The following is an 18,791-nucleotide window of genomic DNA, read 5'->3' as shown; positions in this document are numbered from 1 at the left end:
CTAAAAATAAGCAGTGTATTTATAGCGTGTGTTATTTTACTAACTCATGTCTTTACTCTTATTCATTCTTTTGATCATTCTAATAAGCATTCGTCAAAAAACATCAGTAAAACTGTTACTTATAAAGATTCACAAATTTCCGAAAAATGTAATCTCTGTGACATCTATTTAAACAGTGAAATTCCAATTCTTGAAGAAGTAAACTATAGTTTACCTATTGTAAAAAAAATAAACAATAAGGTAATATTTGCTTCTGAACAATTTACCTCTGAAGTATTATTTTCAAAAAATTCTAGGGCTCCTCCTACTCTCTTTTCTTAAAAGTAATATCAAACTTATTTATTCATAGATTATTAATCTTAATATAGTTTCTATATGGAATTATAACTATGTACAATTTGGTATTTAACCTTTGATACTGCAACTTATAAATACCAGCAGTAGTAAAAACGCTACTCTATAAAACAGAGTTTATTTATTAATCATTCTTTATAAAACACAACGTTATGCTAAGAGCTAAAAAGCTTAGTATGCGCTATAATGACAAATTAGCGCTAAAAAATTTAGATTTTTCAGTTGCTCCTGGAGAAATATTCTGTTTACTAGGACAAAACGGTGCTGGAAAAACAACAACAATTAATATTTTTCTTGGTCTATTAGAGCCCACTTCTGGTGAAGCTTTGATCGATAACCATCCAGTAACTAAAAAATCAAACAGAAATTCAATAGCTTATATTCCGGAAATTGTTCAATTATACGGTAACTTATCAGGTGTAGAAAATTTAGATTTCTTCAGTAGAATTGCTGGGTTTAATTATTCTGAGAAAGAATTATTTAAGTATTTAGAAAAGGCAAACTTACAAGAAGAGGCGTTTAAGAAAAAACTATCTACATATTCTAAAGGAATGAGACAAAAGGTGGGGATTGCCATTGCTTTAGCAAAAAACGCTTCTTACATATTAATGGATGAACCAACTTCTGGTTTAGATCCTAAAGCATCATTAGAATTTGCCAAAACATGCAAAGAATTATCTACAAATGGTGTGGGAATTTTAATGGCCACTCATGACATATTTAACGCGGTAAATATTTGTGCTAGAATAGGTATTATGAAAGAAGGGACTCTAGTACACATTGCTGAAACAGAAAATATTTCAGCACAACAATTACAAGAATTATACGTAAAAACAATTTAATCAATAATAATAAACCTAAAAATGAAGTTAAGTAAAATTGTACTTGCAATTCTCTTTTTTGCAGTACAGGTAAGTTTTTCGCAATCTAAAATAACGGGGAAAGTTTTAGATGCCAATAATGATCCAGTTCTTGGAGCAAATATTATTTTATCAAATAAATCAATTAAACAAAAGGGAGTTTCAACCAACTCAGATGGAACATTTAGTATTGAAATAAATACTGAAGGTGAATTTACTATCAACGTAACTTATGTTGGATTCAATACTATTACAAAAAACATTATTGTTTCTAAAGATCAAGATTTCGATTTAGGAATTTTAACACTACTTGAATCAGAAGAGTATTTACAAACAGTTGAAATTCTAGGAAGACAACGAAACGATTACAATAGTGATTATTCTTTTTCAGCAACAAAAATTGCAATTAAAAATAAAGAATTACCACAGGCGGTTTCATCTGTAACAAAAGAACTTATTGAAGATAGACAAGCTTTTCAATTAACAGAAGCAGTTAAAACAGTAAGTAATGTCGCATTAACTGGATTGTACAATCATTATAATATTCGAGGTATTACGCAGGCCGATGATGGTCAAATGATTAATGGAATGCGTACTCGTCAATACTACTTTTTACAACCAATTACTTCACATCTTGAACGTGTGGAAGTAATAAAAGGTCCGTCGTCTGTTACATTCTCCAGTGCAGATCCTGGTGGAACTGTTAACATGGTTACGAAAAAACCATTAGTAGAAAAAAGAAATTCGGTAAGCTTAGCAGCAGGAAGTTTTGGTACTTTAAGAGCAACTGCTGATTTCACTGGACCTTTAAATGAATCAAAAACATTACTGTATCGTTTTAATGCCGCATTTCAAGAAGCCGATTCTTTCCGAGATGTTGTAAACAATAATGCAATTTTAGTAAATCCTTCATTCAGTTACATTCCTGATGAAAATACATCTTTTAATGTTGAAATGATTTACAATGACGCCGAAGGTAATCTAGATAGAGGTCAGCCAATTTTCGGAGTAATTAATGGAGAATTTGATTTAAATAGTACGCCAATAACTATGAATGTTGGAGCATCGAATGACCATTACAAAACTAAGGAGTTAATCCTTATGGCTAACTTTAGTAAAAAGTTTAGTAAGACTTTTGGTTTCAACGCGCAATACATGAAGCAAACTTGGGACGAAGATTTAGCTGAACATAGAGTTGACGGAACTGCAGTTGATATCGATGGAAATGTAATTCCAACCTTAGCTAGAATGCGTTACGATAGAAGACAACAATTCTGGGAGACCGATAATTATAGCGCTTTTTTTAATTATGACATTAAAAATGATGATATCACAAATAAATTATTGTTTGGATATGACGGTACAAGATGGGAAAGACAAATTGGTGCAGGATTTCTTCGTGCAAGAAGATATTTAACTGTAAGCGGTGGACAAGCTAATTACGACCCTAGTAATCCAAGTAACTTTCAGCAAATGGTAGTTAATGGTGTAACCATGCCAGTTCCTGCAGTTCCACATTTTAACTTAGAAGATCCATTTAACGGAGCAAGAAATACCAATGCATATAATCTTGCTGAACTTTCAATTCCTGCGAATTTAAATACTTCAAACGGAATTTATATTCAAAACCAATTTAAAATAGGTAAGTTTTCTGCTTTGGTAAACTTACGTTACGAATGGTTTACTGATATTTTTGATTATAAAGGTGACGAGCAAGAATTTAAAACAAGTGCATTTGTTCCTAGACTTGGTTTAACTTATGAGGTTACCAAAGAAATTAGTGCATACGCAACATATTTACAAGGGTTTCAACCTCATACTAATACCGTTTCATTATCTCCATCTGCTGAAGGTTTCTTTTGGGCAGCTTCACCTGGTAGATTTGATCCATTGGAAAGTAGTTTAATTGAAGTTGGTGCTAAAGCAGAATTCTTAAATGGAAAAATCTTTGCAAATTTTGCCATATTCGATATCACTCAAAAGAACATCTTACTGGGAGATACTTATGATTTAGACAATTTAACAACAAGAGGGGAACAAAGAAGTAGAGGTTTTGAAACTGATATTTCTGGATATATTTTACCTAACTTACAATTAACTGCTTCTTACGGATATAACAATGCTACTATTGAAGAAGATGCTATTCCTGAATTTGTAGGGGAACGAATCGGTGGAGCCCCAAAACACAATGCGAACGTTTGGGGTAGGTTTGACTTTGAATCAGATTCTAAATTAAGTGGAATTGGACTTGGGCTAGGTGCTCAATATGTTGATGAAAGATTTACTTGGTATAACCCTACATACAGCACAGATAGAGTATTATTACCCGATTACACAGTTTTTGATGCAGCAGTCTACTACAAACCAGACAATACTGGAATTCAGTTAACATTAAAATTAAACAATTTATTTGATACAACATATTGGTTAGGAGGTTTAAATCCGTCAAGATTAGGACCTGGTGCACCAAGAAATGTTCTATTAAACGCTACATATAAATTCTAAATTATATGAAGGTACAAGTTGTCCTATTAATAGCTAAGCAGTTTTTCAATAAGACCTTTTATTCAAAAGGTCTTTTGGGACTGCTAGCTGTTTTTATATCAGTGTTAATATATGTTACTATTGATGGTTGGAATGCATATGAAAACAATCATCATATTACTGAACATCATCAAGATAAAGCACGAAAAAGTTGGGAAGACAATCCTGATAAACATCCACATAGAATGGCTCATTTCGGGACTTTTGCCTTTCGAGAGCAACATCCTTTAACCATTTTTGATTCAGGTATAGAGAGTTATACAGGAAATGCAATTTTCTTAGAAGCACATAGACAAAATACCGCAAACTTTTCAGAAGCTAGTTTATCTACAGGGTTGGTACGTTTTGGAGATTTAAATATCGCTATGTTATTACAACTCATACTTCCATTAATTGTATTTTTTGTAGGGTATTCAGCTATTACTTCAGAAAAAGAAAATGGAACTTTAAAAATTTATTACACCCAAGGTATAAATATGAAGGATATCCTTTTTGGTAAATCAGTTGGATTATTTCTAGTTTCAACTTTATTCTTTATCCCAGGGTTAATTGCTTTGTGGAGTATCACAATAATTCAAGATGATGTTTTAAATAGCTCAATAGTCATGAGAGCTTTAATGATAAGTGTATTTTATATACTTTTTTATCTAATATTATCTTTTACAACTGTTCTAATTTCTGGTAAAAGCACAAACTCAAACAGGTCTCTTTTGACTCTATTAGGAGGCTGGCTTCTATTCTTTATCATTATTCCAAAAACCTCACAAGTTATAGGGAATTCATTATATCCCAATCTTTCTAAAATAGCGTTCCGAGCAGCTGTTGAAGAAGAAGTGTCAAAACAAGGAGATAGCCATAATCCAAATGACCCTTATTTTAATAGGCTTAAAGACTCTATACTCAAAATTCATAATGTTACTGATGTAAAAGAATTACCTTTTAATTATAGTGGTTTTTTAATGAGTAAAGGAGAAGAACAAACTGCCTCTATATACAACAAACAACAGAAAAAATTAATCGATTCTTATAAAAACCAGAATAGCATCGCTAACGGATTAGTTATGTTGAATCCTTACTTGGCTATTAAAAACTTATCTATGAGTTTATCAGGAACCGATTTTAACACCTATGTTAGTTTCCTAAATCAAACAGAAGATTATCGCTACAAACAATCTCAATACATGAATGAATTACAGATGAAGTTCATAAGTAATAAAGCGAAAAGTAGTGAAGGAAAAGTACATGTAGTTAAAAAAGAATATTGGCAATCTGCTCCTCGATTTAGTTATCAATTTATTACAGTTTCACAAACTATCAGAAATCAATTTTCAGCTCTAGCATCACTAGTTTTCTGGTTCTTTGTTTTATTACTAATTACAGTGAAATTCTCTAATCGTTTTAAAATCATCTAAAGTGTATAAATTATTAGTCAAACAATTTTTCCGATCTAAAACAGTACTTCTAGCATTTTCGATTTTACTAGTATTAGGAGCTTTAAGTATTACTACTGGAAAACAATTTTTAACTCAAAAACAAGTTGCTGTAGAACAAACCATTGAGCAACAAAAAAAACATATTGAAACACAAGTAGAACTACATAAAACAGACATTGGGTTACTACTTTATTATTTAAAATTTTCTTTTGTAAAACCTTTAGAACCAATTGCTGGAATTGCTATTGGACAAAGCGATGTAAACTCACATATTCAAAATGTAAAAATTTTAAATTTAGAAGGACAAAAATATGATACTGACTTAGTAAACCCAATGCGGTTACAAGTAGGAAATTTAGACTTTAGTTTTCTAATTATATTTCTCTTTCCTCTAGTTATTATTGCTTTAAACTTTAATCTATTATCTGACGAAGAAGAAAAAGGAACTTGGAAAATGGTAATATTACAAGGAAGTTCTCCAATAAAATACCTATTAACTAAATTGTCTATTCGATTTGCTTTCGTACTTGTCGTATTCTTTATTTTACTTACATCAGCAAAAATCTTCTTATCAATTCCGTTGAATGCTAATTTTTGGCACATTACAATCATCAGCCTCTTATATGTTGTTTTTTGGTTTGCAGTCAGTTTGATAGTTATTCTTAAAAGGCGTTCTTCAAATGCAAATGCAATTATACTTTTAACTTCTTGGCTTGTTTTGGTTGTTTTTCTTCCTGTCTTAGTCAATAATTACATTACAAATAAGTATTCTGTGGAGGAAGCTTTTACAATGACTATTAAACAGCGTGATGAATATCATAAAAAATGGGATACCGATAAAAAAGCGACAATGGATAAGTTCTACAAACATTATCCTCAGTTTAAACATTATAAACTACAAGAAAAAGGATTCTCATGGTTATGGTATTATGCTATGCAGCAAATGGGAGATGATGAATCTCGCATAGAAAGAGATTTAATGAATGAAAAGATTAGAAAGAGGGAACAATTAGGTAAAACTATTGCTAAATTTTTCCCTCCTTTACAAGTTCAATTAAGCATGAATTCAATTGCTAAAACAAGCTTATGTGATCATATGAATTTCTTAAACGCTACCTCTGATTTTCATGAAAAACTAAGATTAGATTTTTATCCTAAAATTTTTGACAATGTAAATGCTGAAACTGTTAATTGGAAAAAATATAAACCAGAGTATTATAATAATTTGAGAGTTACTAATATTTTCAAAAAATCATTACCAATTATAATAATAACGTTAATGTTATTCGGACTGAGTTTTATAATTGCAAAGAAAAACTTTTAGACAAATGAGACATCTAATTTCTCTTATACTACTCCTATTCTATTTCAAAATATCTGGACAATCTTCCTTCGTTTTTTTTGGAGAAGAGGTAAAACCAGGAACAAAAAAACATTTTGAAATTCCAATTAATGACACTAATAATTCTACAATTATACCAGTTACCGTTTTCTGCGGAATTCTAGATGGAAAAACGCTTGGAATTACAGCTGGAATTCACGGTTATGAATACCCACCTATTCTTGCTGGACAGAAACTCATTAAAAGTATCAATCCAAAATCTTTAAAAGGAGTTGTTATTCTAGTGCAAATTTCAAATTTAGCAAGCTTTCAAAAGCGCTCACCATTTGTAAATCCGTTAGATAACAAGAACTTAAACCGAATGTTTCCTGGAAAAAAAGATGGAACAATTAGCGAAAGAATCGCTAACTTTATTACTAAAGAAGTTATCTCTAAATCAGACTATTTTCTTGACATTCATGGAGGTGATGCCTCTGAGGATTTGATGAGCTACTCAGCTTACTATTCCAATTCATCTTTCCCAAACACCTCTTTAAAAGGGAAAAAAATGGCAGAATCTCTTTTGTTCGAAAATACTGTAGTATTTAATACAAATGGTAAAAGTTTTATGAAAAAGAATTTGCCTAGTTTGTATTGTTCAGCAGAAGCTTTCAAAAGAGGAATTCCTTCCGTTGATATTGAATGCGGAGGACTTGGTAAAGTTGAAAATAAATCAGTTCATCAAATTGAATCAGGAGTGTTAAATATGATGAAACATCTTGAAATGACAATTGATTCACCTAACCCAAGATTCAACAAACGCTACAATTATATCACAGAAAGAACTTATCATAAAAGTTCTTTTAATGGAATATTTTACGCTAACAAAAGATCAGGTGACTATGTTACTAAAGGAATGGAAGTAGGTACTGTAACTGATTACTTCGGAAATATTCAAGAAATTATATACGCTAAATCCGATGGAGTTATTTTAATCATTACTGGTACTCCTCCAGTGAATAAAAATGAAACTATTCTTGTTATTGGTAAAAGTAAAAAGTAAAAAAAGAAGAGCAAAATGCTCTTCTTTTTTTATAATTTATTTGTTTGGCTTATTTACTGGCAAACAACTTCACATCATTGTTAGATACTGTTTTCTCTCCAAGAATTATAAGTCGCTCAACAACATTACGTAACTCTCTAATATTACCAGTCCAATCGTATTCTTGAAGTAATTTAATAGCTTCATCAGAAAACTTTTTCTTTGGTGTTCCTTGCTCCTGTGCAATTTTATCTGCAAAGAAATCTATTAATAACGGAATGTCTTCTCTACGATCATTCAGCGCAGGTACTTTAATTAAAATAACTGCTAAACGATGGTATAAATCTTCTCTAAAACGTCCTTCATCAATTTCTTTACTCAAATCTTTATTGGTAGCTGCAACTACTCGAACGTTTACTTTAATATCTTTATCAGAACCTACACGTTGTATTTTATTCTCTTGAAGCGCTCGTAAAACTTTTGCTTGAGCGGACAAACTCATATCTCCAATTTCATCAAGGAAAATAGTTCCTGAATTAGCAGCCTCAAATTTTCCCGCTCTATCTTTATTTGCTCCGGTAAAACTTCCTTTAACATGACCGAACAATTCACTTTCTATTAACTCAGCTGGAATAGCCGCACAGTTGACTTCAATCATCGGTCCTTTAGAACGATCAGATTTTTCGTGTAGCCAATGTGCTACCAACTCTTTACCTGTTCCGTTTGGACCAGTAATTAAAACACGTGCATCAGTTGCTGCTACCTTTTCAATGATATCTTTTATGTGGGTAATCGCCTCACTTTCTCCAATCATTTCATAGTTTTTACTCACCTTCTTTTTTAGTCGCTTATTTTCAACAACCAACTCTTTTCTATCTAAAGCATTGCGAACTGTATTTAATAAACGATTTAAATCGGGTGGCTTAGAGATATAATCGAAAGCTCCTAAACGCATTGTATTCACAGCAGTATCTAAATCACCATGTCCAGAAATCATTACAATAGGCGTTTCAGGTTTTATTTTTTTAGCTTTTTCAAGCACTTCTACACCATCCATTTTTGGCATTTTAATATCACATAATACCAAATCGTAATCGTTATTCTTAATAGCTTCAATACCTTCTAAACCATCTTCAGCTTCTTCTACTTGATAACTATCACTTTCTTCAGAAATAATTTTTTTTAATACTCTACGAATTGCAGCTTCGTCTTCTATGATTAATATTTTAGACATATAGTATGTTTTTATTCAATACTTTTAAAATTTCTTCTTTATTTTCTTCAAAATACGATTCTTCGAACTTAACAAAAAGAAATTTATTGTTTTTCTTTTTAAACCTAATCAAAGACTGTTCCTCAATTATTGAAAACTCAATAAAATCATTCCAAAAATACGATTCAAAGTAATTTCCGAAAGTAATCAAACCGCTTTCTGTTATATAAAACACATGATTATTAGTTAGAAACATTCCTATAAGACACGCTAATGAAATTATAAAATATGGTAGTGGATTTCGAGAAATGTCAAAAAAATAATTTAGAAATTTCGTAGGAGCAAAATCAATTAAATAGGAATATTTAGTACTAAAATACAATAAAGCTACAACTACTATTGATATCAAAAAGTCTCTATATTTACCTGTAAACAGTTCAAGCTCTCCTAACTTTTTTCTTTTGTTTTTCAAATAATAAAACATAATAACCTTGAAGGTCTTAATACTCACAAGTAAGGATATAAGAAGTACGACAATCATAATAGATGATTCGAACTCAATGAAACTGAAAATCCAAAACAAGATAAAACAAACAAGAGTTATCAAGCTGATTATCTTTCTCATCTTCATAAAAAATTATTTAGAATTTATCTATTTACTTCTTAGGATTCTCAATAATATGTACATCTCTCTGTGGGAAAGGAATGGAAATATTATTTTCTTTAAATAATTTATTAATAGTAAATCTAATATCGCTTTTAGGAATTGCTGCTTGAAAACTATCATCTAAAGTAAAAACAAGTTTAAAATCCAGCGAACTATCTCCAAAGTTTGTAAAAAACACAACCGGCTCAGGAAACTCAAGAACTTTAGGATGACTTGAAGCTGCTTTTATTAATAATTCTTTTACTAGTTCAACATCACTACCATACGCTACACCAACCTCAACACTTTCTCTAGTAGTTGTTCCGTTTTGCGTCCAGTTGAATAAACTATTTGTTAGGTATAAGTGATTTGGAATTACCAATACTTTATTGTCAATGGTAACTGCTCTGGTTGTTCGCAATCTAATTTCATCTACTCTACCAACTTTTCCGTCTAACTCAATAATGTCTCCAACATGCACACTTTGATCTAAAATGATGAAAATTCCAGAAATGATATCCTGAAAAAAGGTTTGTAACGCTAAACCAACACCAATTAATAAAGCAGCAGATGCAGCAAAAAAAGCGGTTATTTCAACTCCAGAACTTTGAAGTGTAATTAGGAAAATAATGATATACAACAACCATTTTCCAAAAGAAAAAACAGTATCAAATTTATTTTGATCTTGCTCTTGAAGTTTCTTCTGCACATACCTTCTAAACAGTTTCAACAAAAAAGAAACTAGCATAATAATCACAAAAAGTATTAGCAAAGACTTTACACTAATACTTATGTGATCATTATATTTAAAGGAATAATTTAAAAATTTCTTTAATTCATCCATTATTGCTTGTAACTATATGTTTAAGAACTATATCGAATCCACTTCCATAGATCTTTATAATTTGCTTTTTTACCGTACATTAAAATTCCTACTCTATAAATTTTAGCAGCAATCCATACGGAACTCATAAAGGTAATTATTAATAAGAAAAGAGACAAAGCTATTTCCCACCAAGCTACTCCGAATGGAATTCTCATTAACATTACTATTGGAGAGGTGAACGGAATGTACGAAAAAATAACAGATATCGGTCCGTGAGGATCATTGATAACGGTAAAGAATCCCACATATACACCTAATATTAACGGTAACATTATTGGAGTCATAAATTGTTGTGTATCTGTTTCATTATCTACAGCAGCACCAATTGCCGCAAATAAAGAACTATACAACATATATCCACCAAAGAAATAGAAAATAAAAAGGGTAAACATTTTTAACAAAGGAAGATCTAAAACCTCTTTTATTAATCGTTCTAGTTTCCCACCTCCAGCAGCTTCTTTCATTGCTTCCATTTGCTCTGGTGTAACTCTAGTAGATTGCATTTCGGTCATATCAATTCCAAAAACCATTGGTAACACCATACTTAAAATGAAAATGATAATTCCCCAAACAAAAAATTGTACCAAACCTGCAGAAGCATTTCCTATAATTTTACCAAGCATTAATTGGAATGGCTTTACAGAAGAAATTATCACTTCAATAATTCTACTTGTCTTTTCTTCAATAACACTTCTCATTACTGAAGTTCCATAAATTAAAACAAACATGAATAGTAAATAACCAGCTGCTCCACCAGCAATAATACTTGCAACGTTTTTGGCCTTCGTAGATTCTTCTCCAGAAAAATTATACATCTTTATATCTGAAGAAATTTTAGAAGCTTCAATTTTTTCTAAGTCAATACCAAATTTTGTAAGCTTTAAGTTTTTCAATCTTGTTTCTACTTTACTCTCAATTTCTCCCATAAATGATAAACCAGGAGAATCTTTAGAATAAAACTCTATTGAGTTTGCTAAAATCTCTAAGCTATCTTTTTTAGGAATAATCAATGCTCCGTAATAATTTCCTTCTTCAACTTTCTTCTTAGTTTCTTCTACACCTAACTTTGTATAATCTTCATAGGTTACAGTTTTAGAATCTTTAAAAGTTTCTTTAGAAAAAATTCCCGAGTTGTCTACATAAACAATCTTTTTAACTTTTTCTTCGTTTTTCTTCATTAAGAAATACACCAAAGCTCCCATTCCTACCATTAGTAATGGACTCAAAAATGTCATGATAATAAATGACTTATTTTTAACTTTCGCTAAAAATTCTCGCTGTATAATTAATTTTAACTTGTCCATAACCTTTATTGAGTTTTATTTACTGCTTGAATGAAAATATCGTTTGCACTAGGAACCATTTCTACAAAATGATTTACCTCTCCTTTTGAAGTTAAATATGATAACAAATCTCCAGATGTATTACCATTGATTAACTTTACTTTTAGTTTTAAACCTTCATTTAACGATTTAAAATCTGCAGTACTTACTTCAAACTTTTCTTTTAATTCTCCTAAAATCAAATCTTGATTATCTGTTTTAAATCCAATTTCAAAAACATTAGTTCGATATTGTCTCTTAATATCTTCTAACTTTCCATCTAAAATTTTATTTGACTTATGGATTAATGCAATATGATCACACATTTCTTCAACACTCTCCATTCTATGTGTAGAGAAAATAATAGTTGATCCTTCATCTCTTAATTGTAATATTTCTTTAGCAATTAGTTGTGCATTAATTGGGTCAAATCCAGAAAAAGGCTCATCAAAAATTAATAGTTTAGGTGAATGCAATACAGTTACAACAAATTGAACCTTTTGCGCCATACCTTTCGATAACTCTTCAATTTTCTTGTTCCACCAAGCACCAATATCAAATTTATCAAACCAATACTTGAGTTTTTGTCTAGCTTCGGATTTACTCATTCCTTTTAATTGAGCTAAATACAAAGCCTGTTCCCCTACTTTCATAGATTTATACAACCCTCTTTCTTCAGGTAAATATCCAATATGTGCAATGTGTTTAGGAGCTAGTTTTTCTCCATCCAGAATTATGTCTCCACTATCTGGCATTGTTATTTGATTAATAATTCTAATAAGTGAAGTCTTCCCTGCTCCGTTTGGACCTAGTAATCCAAAAACACTTCCTTTCGGGATATGCATAGAAACATCATTTAATGCAGTATAATCCCCATAACGTTTTACTACATTATTAATTTCTAATAAGTTATTCATAGGCTTAAGTTGATTTTTAGTTTAGTAAGATGTAGTACAAACATACATACTTTCGAAAGATTAGTAGAATTAGATTCTGATTTGTTACATGATTGGCTATAAATCAGCAAAAAAACAAAACTCTTCGTTTTTTTGTTTTTCCAAAAAAATTGATAATCCCTTAAAAATATTGCAGTTATAATCTCATAATCTCAGTTTTCTGTATTAATTAATTGTTAATATTTATTATGCATGCATAATTTTTTTTCAATTTACTATGCACGCATAATAAATTTCTGTATATTTGGAATCGCTAATATGGATAAAAGTAAAACAATAGATCATCAATTAAGAGCAACATGGCAAGCCGTGGCTAAAATGTATAATGAGCAAGCCTCAAAACATGATAGTACAATGGCTATGGCATTTGTGTTACTTAATATAGATATCGAAGAAGGAACTCCTTCTACGGCATTAGGTCCTTTAATGGGAATGGAACCAACTAGTCTTTCTAGAATTTTAAAATCAATGGAAGATAAAGGTTTAATAATTCGCGAGAAAAACCCTGAGGACGGAAGGAGTGTTATTATAAAACTTACAGAATTCGGTAGAGAGAAAAGAGAAATCTCGAAAGGACATGTATATCAATTCAATAATAAAATACGTGAAAACTTAACCGAAACCGAAATAAATTCATTTTTTAAAGTAACCGAAATCATAAACAAACTTATAGCCGATAAACAGATATATGGAGATATGTCTTCTGAGGCTGTATAACAATCAAACCTATTCAAGTAATGAGCAAAAGAAGAATCAAAAAAGTAGCAATTATCGGATCTGGAATTATGGGATCAGGAATTGCTTGTCACTTTGCCAATATCGGTGTTGATGTATTACTTTTGGATATAGTTCCAAGAGAATTAAACGATATTGAGAAAGCAAAAGGATTGACACTAGAAGACAAAGTTGTTCGTAATCGTTTAGTTAAAGATGCTTTAACAGCTTCTTTGAAATCTAAACCATCTCCTATTTACCACAAGAAATTTGCAGATAGAATTACAACTGGTAATATTGATGACGATTTACACAAGATTAAAGATGTAGATTGGGTAATGGAGGTTGTGGTAGAACGCTTAGATATTAAGAAAAGTGTTTTTGAAAAGGTTGAAAAATACAGAACACCTGGTACAATTATTTCTTCAAATACATCTGGTATTCCTATTAAGTTTATGAATGAAGGACGAAGTGAAGATTTCAGAAAACACTTTGCTGTAACACACTTCTTTAACCCTCCTCGTTACTTAAAATTATTTGAAGTTGTTCCTGGTCCAGATTGTAAACCAGAGGTTACAGACTTTTTAATGGAATATGGAGATAAGTTTTTAGGGAAAACTTCTGTTTTAGCTAAAGATACTCCTGCATTTATTGGAAACCGTATTGGTATCTTCGGAATTCAATCGTTATTCCATCAAGTAAAAGAATTAGGTTTAACTGTTGAGGAAGTAGATAAATTAACCGGACCAGTAATTGGCCGTCCAAAATCTGCTACTTTCCGTACGGTAGATGTAGTTGGATTAGATACGTTAGTACACGTTGCTAATGGTATTTACGATAACTGTCCAAATGATGAAGCTCACGAATTATTTAAACTACCAGGTTTCATCAATACAATGATGGAAAACAAATGGTTAGGAAGCAAAACTGGACAAGGTTTCTACAAAAAATCGGTAAGTGCTGAAGGTAAGAAAGAAATCTTAACGTTAGATTTAGATACGATGGAATATCGTCCTAACAAAAGAGCTTCTTTTGCTACTTTAGAATTAACGAAAACGATTGACAAGCCGATTGATAGATTTAAAGTATTAGTTGGTGGTAAAGACAAAGCAGGTGAGTTTTATCGTAAAAACTTCGCTGCAATGTTTGCTTATGTTCAAAACAGAATTCCAGAAATTTCTGACGAATTATATAGAATTGACGATGCCATGAAAGCTGGTTTCGGATGGGAAAACGGCCCGTTCGAAATTTGGGATGCTGTTGGTGTTGAAAAAGGTATCGAATTAATGAAAGCTGAGGGTAAAGAACCTGCTGCTTGGGTAACTGAAATGGTTGCTAAAGGAGAAACTGCTTTCTATACTGTTAAAGAAGGTGCTACTTATTATTATGATGTAAATGAAAAAGCTCAGGTTAAAAAACCAGGTCAAGATTCATTCATCATTTTAGATAACATTAGAAAATCTAACGAAGTATTCAAAAATTCTGGGGTTGTAATCGAAGATTTAGGAGACGGTATCTTAAACTGTGAATTCCAATCTAAGATGAATACTATTGGTGGAGATGTGTTAGCTGGATTAAACAAAGCTGTTGATTTAGCTGAAAAAGATTTTGAAGGACTAGTAGTAGGAAATCAAGGTGCTAACTTCTCTGTTGGAGCAAACATCGGTATGATTTTCATGATGGCTGTTGAGCAAGAATACGATGAGCTAAACATGGCTATCAAATACTTCCAAGATACAATGATGCGTATGCGTTATTCTTCTATTCCTGTAATTGCTGCTCCACATGGAATGGCTTTAGGAGGAGGATGTGAATTATCATTACATGCTGACAAAGTTGTAGCTGCTGCAGAAACATACATGGGATTAGTAGAATTTGGAGTTGGTGTAATTCCAGGTGGTGGAGGATCTAAAGAAATGGCTTTAAGAGCATCTGACACTTTCCGTGCTGGAGACGTACAATTAAATGTTCTTCAAGAATATTTCTTAACTATCGGTATGGCTAAGGTTTCAACATCAGCTTACGAAGCTTTTGACTTAGGTTTATTACAAAAAGGTAAAGATGTTGTAGTGGTTAATAGAGACCGTCAAATTGCAGAAGCTAAGAAACATGCAAGATTATTAGCTGAAGCTGGTTATACACAACCTGTAAACCGTAAAGATGTATTAGTGCTTGGTAAGCAAGCTTTAGGTGCATTTATGGTAGCTACAGATTCTATGCAAGCAAGTAAATTTATTTCAGAGCACGATCAAAAGATTGCAAACAAACTAGCTTATGTAATGGCTGGTGGAGATTTATCAGAACCAACAAAAGTATCTGAACAATATTTATTAGACATTGAGCGAGAAGCTTTCTTAAGTCTATGTACAGAACGTAAAACATTAGAGCGTATTCAGCACATGTTAAAAACTGGTAAACCATTAAGAAATTAAACAATGAAAACAGCATATATAGTAAAAGGATATAGAACTGCCGTAGGTAAATCAAAAAGAGGTGGTTTTAGATTTAAAAGAGCAGATGAATTAGCTGCTGAGACAATTCAATACATGATGGGAAAACTTCCTGAGTTTGACGTTAAACGTATTGATGATGTAATTGTGGGAAATGCTATGCCTGAAGGATCTCAAGGATTAAACATGGCGCGTATCATTTCTTTAATAGGATTGAACTCTGTAGATGTTCCTGGTGTTACCGTTAACCGTTTTTGCTCTTCAGGATTAGAAACAATTGGTATGGCTGTTGCAAAAATTCAATCTGGAATGGCAGAGTGTATTATTGCTGGTGGTGCGGAAAGTATGACTTCTGTTCCTATGACAGGTTTCAAACCAGAATTAAACTATAATATTGTTAATGCTGGTCATGAAGATTATTACTGGGGAATGGGAAATACTGCAGAAGCTGTTGCTCAAGAGTATAATGTTTCTCGTGCTGATCAAGATGAGTTTGCTTATAACTCTCACATGAAAGCTTTAAAAGCATTAGCTGAAGATCGTTTTCAAGATCAAATCGTACCAATTGAAGTAGAAGAAACTTATGTAGATGCAAACGGTAAAAAAGCTACTCGTAAGTTTACAGTTACTAAAGATGAAGGTCCTCGTAAAGGAACTAGCGTTGAAGCTTTAGCTAAATTACGCCCAGTTTTTGCTGCAAACGGATCTGTAACTGCTGGTAACTCTTCTCAAACGAGTGATGGAGCTGCCTTTGTTATGGTAATGAGCGAAGCAATGGTAAAAGAATTAAACTTAGAACCAATTGCTCGTATGGTAAGTTATGCTGCTGCTGGTGTTCCTCCAAGAATTATGGGAATCGGACCAGTTGCTGCTATTCCAAAAGCATTAAAACAAGCAGGTTTACAACAAAACGATGTTGACTTAATTGAATTGAACGAAGCATTTGCTTCTCAATCATTAGCAGTAATAAGAGAGTTAGGATTAAACCCTGATATCATCAACGTAAATGGAGGAGCTATTGCTTTAGGTCACCCATTAGGTTGTACAGGAGCGAAGTTATCAGTACAGTTATTTGATGAAATGCGTAAGCGTGAAATGAAAAATAAGTACGGAATGGTAACTATGTGTGTAGGTACTGGTCAAGGAGCTGCTGGTATTTTTGAATTTTTAAACTAACATTTCAAACGAACAAAAATTATTAAAAATGGCTGAAACATTAAATAAAGATATCATTAGAGGAGGACAGTTTTTAGTTAAAGAAACTAAATGTGAAGATGTATTTACTCCAGAAGATTTTACAGAAGAGCAAACAATGATGCGCGATGCTGTAAAAGAATTTAACGAGCGTGAGATTATTCCTCATAAAACTCGTTTTGAAGCAAAAGATTATGCGTTAACAGAAGAAACTATGCGTAAAGCTGGTGAATTAGGATTCTTAGGAGTTGCTGTTCCTGAAGCTTACGGAGGATTAGGAATGGGATTCGTTTCTACGATGTTAACTTGTGATTACATTTCTAGTGGTACAGGATCTTTTAGTACTGCTTTTGGTGCACACACAGGTATTGGTACTATGCCAATTACTTTATATGGTACTGAAGAGCAAAAGCAAAAATACGTACCAGCTTTAGCAATGGGTGAAAGGTTTGGAGCTTATTGTTTAACTGAGCCAGGTGCAGGATCTGATGCTAACTCAGGAAAGACTACTGCTGAGTTAACTGAAGATGGTAAGCATTATAAAATTAACGGACAAAAAATGTGGATTTCAAATGCAGGTTTTGCTGAAATCTTTATCGTTTTTGCTCGTATAGAAAATGATAAAAATATTACTGGATTTATCTTAGAATATGATAAAAACAATCCAAACGGAGTAACTTTAGGTGAAGAAGAGCATAAATTAGGTATTAGAGCGTCTTCTACTCGTCAAGTATTCTTTAACGATACGTTAATTCCAGTTGAAAACATGTTATCTGAGCGTGGTGGTGGATTTAAAATTGCAATGAATGCCTTAAACGTTGGTCGTATTAAATTAGCTGCTGCTTGTTTAGATTCTCAAAGAAGAGTTATTACTGATGCAGTAAAATATGCTAACGAGCGTAAGCAGTTTAAAACTCCTATTGCTGAATTCGGAGCTATTAAAATGAAGTTAGCTGAAATGGCTACTAATGCATATGCAGGTGAATCTGCTTCTTATAGAGCTGCTAAAAACATTGAAGATAGAATCGCAATTCGTGAATCTGAAGGAAATTCTCATCAAGATGCTGAATTAAAAGGTGTTGAAGAATTTGCTATCGAGTGCTCTATCTTAAAAGTAGCAGTATCAGAAGATATTCAAAACTGTGCTGACGAAGGAATCCAAATCTTTGGTGGTATGGGATTCTCTGAAGAAACTCCAATGGAATCAGCATGGAGAGATGCTCGTATTGCTCGTATCTATGAAGGAACAAACGAAATTAACCGTATGTTATCTGTAGGTATGTTAGTAAAGAAAGCAATGAAAGGTCATGTTGATTTATTAGGACCAGCTACAGCTGTTGGAAATGAATTAATGGGTATTCCTTCATTTGACGCTCCTGATTTTTCTGAATTATTTTCTGAAGAGAAAGACATCATCGCTCGTTTAAAGAAAGTATTCTTAATGGTAGCTGGTTCTGCTGTTCAAAAGTTTGGTCCAGATTTAGAAAAGCATCAACAATTATTAACGGCTGCTTCTAATATTTTAATTGAGATTTACATGGCTGAATCTACAATTTTAAGAACTGAAAAGAATGTTAAGCGTTTTGGTGAAGCTGCTCAAAAAGAGCAAATCGCTATGGCTAAATTATATTTATACAACGCTGTTGAAATCATTACTAAAAGTGGTAGAGAAGGAATCATTTCTTTCGCTGAAGGAGATGAGCAACGTATGATGTTAATGGGATTAAAGCGTTTTACTAAATATACAAACTACCCTAATGTAGTTGAATTACGTAATACAATCGCAGAGAAATTAAAAGCAGAAAATAAATACTGCTTCTAATAATACTAAACTGCTTTTGAAACTAAGTAAAAAG

General features: G+C 32.1%; 14 protein-coding genes. 9 read left to right on the top strand and 5 right to left on the bottom strand.

What is annotated here, in order from left to right; genetic code table 11:
- The first annotated feature begins 506 nt into the window (after positions 1 to 506).
- Genes EV195_RS14880 through EV195_RS14860 form a run of 5 tightly spaced genes read left to right on the top strand, consistent with a single transcriptional unit; the run spans position 507 to position 7,575 of the window.
- On the top strand, positions 507 to 1,196 hold the full coding sequence (locus EV195_RS14880; protein WP_132795760.1) for an ABC transporter ATP-binding protein: 690 nt from the start codon (positions 507 to 509) through the stop codon (positions 1,194 to 1,196).
- Positions 1,197 to 1,217: 21 nt separating this feature from the next.
- Positions 1,218 to 3,719 (top strand): TonB-dependent receptor, encoded by a 2,502-nt coding sequence (locus tag EV195_RS14875; RefSeq protein ID WP_132795759.1) that lies wholly within the window; start codon positions 1,218 to 1,220, stop codon positions 3,717 to 3,719.
- 5 nt (positions 3,720 to 3,724) lie between these two features.
- The gene (locus EV195_RS14870; protein WP_132795758.1) at positions 3,725 to 5,170 is read left to right on the top strand and encodes an ABC transporter permease; all 1,446 of its coding nucleotides are present in this window, start codon (positions 3,725 to 3,727) and stop codon (positions 5,168 to 5,170) included.
- 1 nt (position 5,171) lies between these two features.
- Entirely contained in the window at positions 5,172 to 6,515 is a 1,344-nt protein-coding gene (locus EV195_RS14865; protein ID WP_132795757.1) for a DUF3526 domain-containing protein, read from the top strand.
- Between the two features lie 4 nt (positions 6,516 to 6,519).
- Positions 6,520 to 7,575 (top strand): succinylglutamate desuccinylase/aspartoacylase family protein, encoded by a 1,056-nt coding sequence (locus EV195_RS14860; RefSeq protein ID WP_132795756.1) that lies wholly within the window; start codon positions 6,520 to 6,522, stop codon positions 7,573 to 7,575.
- 49 nt (positions 7,576 to 7,624) lie between these two features.
- On the opposite strand, the gene EV195_RS14855 is transcribed toward EV195_RS14860, so the two are convergent.
- The 5 genes from EV195_RS14855 to EV195_RS14835 form a co-directional block, all read right to left on the bottom strand.
- Positions 7,625 to 8,788 carry a sigma-54-dependent transcriptional regulator gene (locus tag EV195_RS14855; protein WP_132795755.1) on the bottom strand — a complete coding sequence of 388 codons (1,164 nt, stop codon included), beginning with the start codon at positions 8,786 to 8,788 and terminating at the stop codon, positions 7,625 to 7,627.
- Positions 8,781 to 9,239 carry a hypothetical protein gene (locus EV195_RS14850; protein ID WP_132795754.1) on the bottom strand — a complete coding sequence of 153 codons (459 nt, stop codon included), beginning with the start codon at positions 9,237 to 9,239 and terminating at the stop codon, positions 8,781 to 8,783. The genes EV195_RS14855 and EV195_RS14850 overlap by 8 nt, the downstream gene beginning before the upstream one ends.
- Before the next feature lie 184 nt (positions 9,240 to 9,423).
- Positions 9,424 to 10,122, bottom strand: coding sequence for a mechanosensitive ion channel family protein (locus EV195_RS14845; protein WP_317128235.1), 699 nt, complete (start codon positions 10,120 to 10,122; stop codon positions 9,424 to 9,426).
- A 155-nt stretch (positions 10,123 to 10,277) separates the two neighbouring features.
- A complete protein-coding gene (locus EV195_RS14840) occupies positions 10,278 to 11,603 on the bottom strand; it encodes an ABC transporter permease (protein WP_132795752.1) in 1,326 nt (441 codons plus the stop codon).
- A gap of 5 nt (positions 11,604 to 11,608) precedes the next feature.
- A complete protein-coding gene (locus tag EV195_RS14835; protein ID WP_132795751.1) occupies positions 11,609 to 12,538 on the bottom strand; it encodes an ABC transporter ATP-binding protein in 930 nt (309 codons plus the stop codon).
- A gap of 297 nt (positions 12,539 to 12,835) precedes the next feature.
- On the opposite strand from EV195_RS14835, the gene EV195_RS14830 reads away from it, so the two are divergent.
- The 4 genes from EV195_RS14830 to EV195_RS14815 are packed head-to-tail and all read left to right on the top strand — an operon-like array spanning position 12,836 to position 18,757.
- Positions 12,836 to 13,294, top strand: a complete 459-nt coding sequence (locus EV195_RS14830; RefSeq protein WP_132795750.1) for a MarR family winged helix-turn-helix transcriptional regulator — start codon at positions 12,836 to 12,838, stop codon at positions 13,292 to 13,294.
- Between the two features lie 20 nt (positions 13,295 to 13,314).
- The gene (locus EV195_RS14825; RefSeq protein ID WP_132795749.1) at positions 13,315 to 15,723 is read left to right on the top strand and encodes a 3-hydroxyacyl-CoA dehydrogenase/enoyl-CoA hydratase family protein; all 2,409 of its coding nucleotides are present in this window, start codon (positions 13,315 to 13,317) and stop codon (positions 15,721 to 15,723) included.
- 3 nt (positions 15,724 to 15,726) lie between these two features.
- Positions 15,727 to 16,917 carry an acetyl-CoA C-acyltransferase gene (locus EV195_RS14820; RefSeq protein WP_132795748.1) on the top strand — a complete coding sequence of 397 codons (1,191 nt, stop codon included), beginning with the start codon at positions 15,727 to 15,729 and terminating at the stop codon, positions 16,915 to 16,917.
- Between the two features lie 28 nt (positions 16,918 to 16,945).
- Positions 16,946 to 18,757, top strand: coding sequence for an acyl-CoA dehydrogenase family protein (locus tag EV195_RS14815; RefSeq protein WP_132795747.1), 1,812 nt, complete (start codon positions 16,946 to 16,948; stop codon positions 18,755 to 18,757).
- The last annotated feature ends 34 nt before the right edge of the window (positions 18,758 to 18,791 follow it).

This window comes from Tenacibaculum skagerrakense, from assembly GCF_004345825.1.
In the GTDB taxonomy this organism is placed as follows: Bacteria; Bacteroidota; Bacteroidia; order Flavobacteriales; family Flavobacteriaceae; genus Polaribacter; species Polaribacter skagerrakensis.
This window is presented reverse-complemented; position numbering and strand designations above follow the sequence as displayed.